Source organism: Pseudomonas sp. MEJ086, from assembly GCF_030209025.1.
In the GTDB taxonomy this organism is placed as follows: Bacteria; Pseudomonadota; Gammaproteobacteria; order Pseudomonadales; family Pseudomonadaceae; genus Aquipseudomonas; species Aquipseudomonas fulva_A.
Map to the genome: position 1 here is coordinate 1 of NZ_JARVSV010000036.1, position 6,288 is coordinate 6,288.

Annotated in this window: 6 protein-coding genes and 1 pseudogene; 6 read left to right on the forward strand and 1 reads right to left on the reverse strand. The window is 49.9% G+C overall.

Features of this window, described 5'->3' with window-relative positions; genetic code table 11:
* Positions 1–714: 714 nt before the first annotated feature.
* On the forward strand, positions 715–912 hold the full coding sequence (locus QRN22_RS26500; RefSeq protein ID WP_082045920.1) for a DUF4926 domain-containing protein: 198 nt from the start codon (positions 715–717) through the stop codon (positions 910–912).
* A gap of 274 nt (positions 913–1,186) precedes the next feature.
* On the opposite strand, the pseudogene QRN22_RS22340 reads toward QRN22_RS26500, so the two are convergent.
* Positions 1,187–1,753, reverse strand: a pseudogene (locus QRN22_RS22340) (transposase); the annotation flags it as partial.
* A gap of 117 nt (positions 1,754–1,870) precedes the next feature.
* Between QRN22_RS22340 and QRN22_RS22345 the strand changes: the two are divergent.
* From QRN22_RS22345 to QRN22_RS22365, 5 genes are all read left to right on the forward strand, one after another.
* Complete coding sequence (locus QRN22_RS22345; RefSeq protein ID WP_285404057.1) at positions 1,871–2,206, forward strand: transposase; 336 nt, start codon at positions 1,871–1,873, stop codon at positions 2,204–2,206.
* A gap of 389 nt (positions 2,207–2,595) precedes the next feature.
* Entirely contained in the window at positions 2,596–3,195 is a 600-nt protein-coding gene (locus QRN22_RS22350) for a hypothetical protein (protein WP_082045888.1), read from the forward strand.
* 173 nt (positions 3,196–3,368) lie between these two features.
* On the forward strand, positions 3,369–4,079 hold the full coding sequence (locus QRN22_RS22355) for a transposase (protein WP_042556022.1): 711 nt from the start codon (positions 3,369–3,371) through the stop codon (positions 4,077–4,079).
* A gap of 815 nt (positions 4,080–4,894) precedes the next feature.
* Entirely contained in the window at positions 4,895–5,575 is a 681-nt protein-coding gene (locus tag QRN22_RS22360) for a hypothetical protein (RefSeq protein ID WP_042556023.1), read from the forward strand.
* 129 nt (positions 5,576–5,704) lie between these two features.
* Positions 5,705–6,001, forward strand: coding sequence for a transposase (locus tag QRN22_RS22365; protein ID WP_285404059.1), 297 nt, complete (start codon positions 5,705–5,707; stop codon positions 5,999–6,001).
* Positions 6,002–6,288: the final 287 nt, after the last annotated feature.

Sequence of the window (6,288 nt, forward strand, 5' to 3'; positions counted from 1 at the left end):
CCGCCGTAGCGGTACGCTTTGGGAAGGTCGCTTTCGCTCCTGCCTTTACTCTTAAGGGCTATTACGCATCAGAAGAAGGGGCGGCGCTGGGAGCGGGCAAAGTAGGTGAGCAGTTTTCATTTAGTTTTCCTGCTACCAAAGAGGGTTTAAGAGATTTCTTGAGGGAATTGAGGCAATGAGTTTTTCACTGTCAGTGCAGAAGCGTCTTCAGAGCTTAAAGGGGGCTGGATATTGTGAGTTTGTACGTGCTTGCAATGGTGCGGATTCACATTCCGGCAGCTATAGGTTTTTTTGGATGGCTGCGTTCTGGAACTCTTTGAAGGTAGGATGGTTTTGGATTTTCTAGATATAAAATTTGATTTTTTTATTCGGAAATTTCTAAGTTAGTTAGTCATTTATCTGTTGATGTTTTTTCGAATGCCTCAATGGTACAGGATGCTGATTTTTCGGTTCCTTTAGATATACATGTTTCAGATCAGATTTTCACACTCAATGTGAGATTGTTAGCCTACTCTAGATTGCTGATAGTCTTAAGTGACTTGTCGAAAGTTAGGGGGTGACTGTGAAATCGGGGTCTGTCCCCTAATATGTCCCGATTCACAGTTGATATCTCGGTTGCGGGGCCAAAAGGAAATGGAATTGTGAGAACCGGCTGGATTTATAAGCCAGGTTCAGCCACGCCAGAACTGACAACTCTTTTTGTGAAATAATGACATGCCTCTTGAAATAAATGATGTAGTGCGCTTGTTGGAAGACATCCCCTCTGAAGGGGTATTTCGTGATTCTCTGGGAGTCATTGTCATGGTTTTTTCAGGGGGCGAAGAAGCCTACGAGGTCGAATTCTGTGATGAGAGCGGTGTAACTATCGCGCAGCTAGCACTTAAATCTTCACAAGTTACACCAATAATGTAGACGCTGATGTAAGTGTTAGAGCCTCCATCTCGACCGCGATGCTCGAGTATGCTGAGCGAGGACTGAAATGACTGCTTTTGGCCGAGTGCAGCCGTCCGTGACGGACTCCTATCGGCCCAGAGTGTGTAAAAACACTTTCGTGATTTGGGGGCCGCAGCCCAGCGCTCCTGGACGAGGCGATTGCCCAAGCATTTGCCACGATCAGCACCGGTAACGTTCCGGAGCGCTTATGAAGCGTTTTAGCTCCACCTGGAGCAGCAAAAGCCGGGGGCTTTTACACCGCCATTGCCTTCAACAAGCCTTCGGCACCGATGATTCTCATGACCCGCTTCATGTTGTAGGCGAGCACATTCAGACTCATCTCCGCGCTGACGCCGGCCAGCCTACGTGTGAGGAAATGTGTGGATCCCATCCATTGTTTGAGCGTCCCGAAGGGATGTTCAACAGTCCGTTTTCGAACCCGCATCATCTCCGGTGCTTGGTTCAACCGGCGTTGCATTTCCTCCAGCACAGCTTCATGTTCCCAGCGCTTTACTCGACGATTTGTGCTTGGAGTGCACTGGGTTTTCAGCCTGCAACTCTGGCATTTTGAACTCCAGTAGCAGTGCATATTCATGCCCTTCTCAACGCTGGAGAAACGCCAGATAAGTGCCTCTCCCGCTGGGCAGGTGTATTCGTTTTTCGTCGTGTCATACACGAAGGAATCTTTGTTGAATCGGCCATCAGCCTTGGCGTTTGAAGTCATTGGCTTAGGCACGTAGGCGGTGATGTTTGCGTCGTGACAGGCCAGGATTTCTTCACCTTTGAAGTAGCCTCGGTCAGCAACTACCGATAACGTTTCTGGATTCCTCAGGGACAGACCACGATTATTCCTTCCATTTCGATAGTGGTCTAGGCTTGTAAGTCTCTATGGAAGGAGGGTTTTATGCCACGTCGAGCGCGTATTTTGTTGCCAGGAATGTCACTCCATTTAATTCAGAGAGGAAATAATCGCTCGGCCTGTTTCTACGCAGCTGAGGATTATCTTTTCTATCTGGATGTATTGGCGGAGCAAGCAAAGAAGCATGGGTGCGCTGTCCATGCTTGGTGCCTGATGACCAATCATGTTCATTTGCTGGTTACGCCCCAAAGCCCCGAGAGCACTGGGCTGATGATGAAGGGGCTAGGGCAACGCTATGTGCAGTACATCAATCGGACATACCGCGTAGCGGTACGCTTTGGGAAGGTCGCTTTCGCTCCTGCCTGGTGCAGGAGGAAGCTTACGTGCTCGGTTGCTATCGATATATTGAAATGAATCCTGTGCGCGCCGGCATGGTTGAGCACCCAGCTGAATATCGCTGGTCGAGCTACCGGGCCAACGCGCAAGGCGAGGCGTCAGTTCTGCGCTGCCCCCATCTTATCTACCATGCATTGAGTCAAGACGAGCGGCTCAGGGTTGAGTTCTATAGGGAGTTGTTCCGCTATCAGCTAGATCCGGGGCTAGTTGATCAAATTCGAGCCGCGACAAATGGAAACTATGCGCTGGGTAGTCCGAAGTTTTCTGCCGAAGTGGAGGCAGCCTTGGGGCGAAGAGTCACAAGAGGTAAGGCGGGGCGTCCCAAGCGTGCGTCCGATCTTTGAGTGAAATCGGGGTCTGTCCCCTAATACATTGATTGTAGCGTTACCTGGCCGTGAGGTTATATTATGAGTTATTTAAGTAAAGAGTGGCAGCCTGGCTTTGGTACTATATATACGTGGGTGGCAATGGATAAATGCGGTCGTCTGGCTGTGATGGTGAATAATTGTTTTGGTGATTTGCCGAGGGTTCTACTGGAGGTTGATGATGTTGGCTCCCTTTTAGATGATGTTTGCGAATTCATATGGGAAGAGTCTTCGAAGGTCTGTGTGTATCCAGAGAAAAAACTTGGAGGAGCTAAGGTTGATCTGTTTTCTGCATGGAGTTATCGAGGGTACGGAGTTGAGGAGGTCTTAACTGACTTGCAAGAAGACCTAGTTGAGCGTGGCGTCTTTTCTGAGTTTAATCTTCCTGTCAATAAAGGACTTTATGTATATCACGGCGTTGAGGGGGATAATCCAGGCGTAGATTATCCGGTTGGATACTCTGGTGAGTCGGAGATGGGGGATTATTTTAGGTTCCTAGTCCCTACGGAATTTTCTGATATTAAAGAGTTTCCAGACTTTTTGCGTAAAGGAGTTGTTGTGTCGAAGACCGTGGATTTTTCTTTAGACCGTCTTCTGAAAAGTAGCCTAATTAATGAGTGTTTTACTGCAATGTACGAATAGGAATAAGAGGAAAGTAGGGGGCAAATTTGTCCCCTTTCCCATTTTAATTGCCAGGTCTAAGTGATCATGGGCGTCCCCTTTTTTGTCCCTGGCGCCGCAATCGATGGGGTCAGAGTCATTGATTTTGGCGTCTCATGATAGTTATGGTTTCCCGATCCTGAGGAGAGCACGCCATGGCCCGTTTACCCCGTCTTTATTTTCCGGGATGCGTCCAGCATGTGATTCAACGAGGCAACAATCGTGAGGCCTGCTTTTACGATGAAGCGGACTACAAGGTCTACCTGTCTTTTCTGAACGACGCGGCCAAAAAATACCAAGTCGCCATTCATGCTTTTGTGCTGATGACGAATCATGTGCACCTGCTCGCCACACCCAGCGATGAGCAGGGCATTAGCCGGCTGATGCAAGCACTGGGGCGTCGGTACGTTCAATACTTTAATTTTACTTACGGCCGTACTGGCACCTTGTGGGAGGGGCGGTATAAATCAACACTTGTTGATACTGACAGCTACCTGCTAACGGTTTACCGCTATCTAGAGCTGAATCCGGTACGAGCAGGCATGGTTACTCATGCATCGGAATATCCTTGGTCAAGTTATCAAGCCAATGCCTTGGGCAAGCCTATCCAATTGCTCACGCCGCACGCACTATATCTTCGGCTCGGTAATACAGAGGAGGAACGCCAGAGCGCCTACCGTTCATTGTTCCGGGGGCGATTGCCTGAACGACAGTTGTCGGAGATACGTGAGGCCACGAACAAGGGTTGGGTGCTTGGTGATGATCGGTTCAAGGCTCAAATTGAGGTCAAGACAGGTAGGCGAGCCGCTCCTCTTGGGCGAGGCGGTGATAGGAAATCTGCGGAGTATCAAGAAACCAGCAGCTAAATCAATGACTCTGACCCCATTGATTCTTCGGCTCGGTAATACAGAGGAGGAACGCCAGAGCGCCTACCGTTCATTGTTCCGGGGGCGATTGCCTGAACGACAGTTGTCGGAGATACGTGAGGCCACGAACAAGGGTTGGGTGCTTGGTGATGATCGGTTCAAGGCTCAAATTGAGGTCAAGACAGGTAGGCGAGCCGCTCCTCTTGGGCGAGGCGGTGATAGGAAATCTGCGGAGTATCAAGAAACCAGCAGCTAAATCAATGACTCTGACCCCATTGATTCCCGGGTGGCGCGAAGAGTCCCTTGGGAGATCCCGAGGCGAGGTTGAGAGGATGGTTGAATGATGCATCGATTGCAAACTCAGATCCAGCATTGAGAGACGCTTTGCAAGCTGCGTTGACTTCCGAGAAAGCTAACGTTCAAGGCGTGACCGTCAAAGTCGGTCTGCCGGCCCCTGGTAAAACAGGTGTTGCAGAATTTAAGGTGGAAGCATGGCCCAAAAGATAATTCAATACGAGCGCGCGGGTGTGAACCCGAAATGGCCCTCTTACAAAAGTGTCTTAGACCGTATCGCCAAGGGGCCACACGTATCAGATGAGTACGAGTTGAATGGCATTCGTGAGTATGTGACACGCGGTGATGCATTTGCTAAGCCCTCTATGCCTGTTCCAAATAGAAACAATGCTACTCGTAGCAGTGCCGAGTGGATGGCGGTCACACGCGCCCACGAGGTATTGGCAACCGCTGCAAATAATCCGCAATGGCTTCAGGACTTGGCGCATTGGGTTCGCTATTACCAGGTTGGTATCAAACAAGTGTTTTTCTGGGCGTGCCAGTTCGACATCCTGGCTAAAGCAGCAGGAAATGCCCGACGTCAACAAAACTATAATATCCAAACTGCCAGCAACATGATGGCGGCCATGGCGATACTGGGTTGGAAAGATGCTCTGATTTACATGGGCTACCTCAGCCACGCAGCGCTCAATCGCAGGCATCAACTGGTGCTTCAGTACGAAGAGGAGCAACGCCGCGCCCAAGCCTTCATGCTGCGGTTGTTTGCCGATTGGGTGGGCGATGTCTCGCACCAGTGGCCTGCCTATGCTTATGACGAACCCATTTACGAAGCGTTGTTGCTGCATTGGCGTACTCCCAACCCTGAGGACCTACTGCCTTGCCTCTTGGCTGCCTGCGACCGGCATACTTGGCAAAGCGGCAAAGACAGCCTTAAGAACTTCTACGACTTCAATCAAGACTGGCATCTTGAGCGTGTACCAGTGGAAATCCTCTACATCCTGCGCCTGCGGCAGTGGGAAGGTTTGGCAAATCCGCAGAAGATCGATCATCCGTTGATGGCTACACCCTATGATCAACTGCCTCCAGAACAATCTGTGCCAGAATTAGACGAACTTATGCAAGGCGTGCTTAAACGCGCACGTGAGGATTGGCCGCAGTACGACGAAGTGCTGTCTTTGTCGGCACTAAAAAGAAAACAATAGGGGACAGACCACGATAACAATAGGGGACAGACCACGATTATTCCTTCCGTTTCGATAGTGGTCTAGGCTTGTAAGTCTCTATGGAAGGAGGTTTTTATGCCACGTCGGGCGCGTATTTTGTTGCCAGGAATGTCACTCCATTTAATTCAGAGAGGAAATAATCGCTCGGCCTGTTTCTACGCAGCTGAGGATTATCTTTTCTATCTGGATGTATTGGCGGAGCAAGCAAAGAAGCATGGGTTCGCTGTCCATGCTGGGTGCCTGATGACCAATCATGTTCATTTGCTGGTTACGCCCCAAAGCCCCGAGAGCACGGGGCTGATGATGAAGGGGCTAGGGCAACGCTATGTGCAGTACATCAATCGGACATACCGCCGTAGCGGTACGCTTTGGGAAGGTCGCTTTCGCTCCTGCCTTTACTCTTAAAGGCTATTACGCATCAGAAGAAGGGGCGGCGCTGGGAGCGGGCAAAGTAGGTGAGCAGTTTTCATTTGGTTTTCCTGCGACCAAAGAGGGTTTAAGAGATTTCTTGAGGGAATTGAGGCAATGAGTTTTTCACTGTCAGTGCAGAAGCGTCTTCAGAGCTTAAAGGGGGCTGGATATTGTGAGTTTGTACGTGCTTGCAATGGTGCGGATTCACATTCTGGCAGTTATAGGTTTTTTTTGGATGGCTGCGTTCTGGAACTCTTTGAAGGTAGGATGGTTTTGGATTT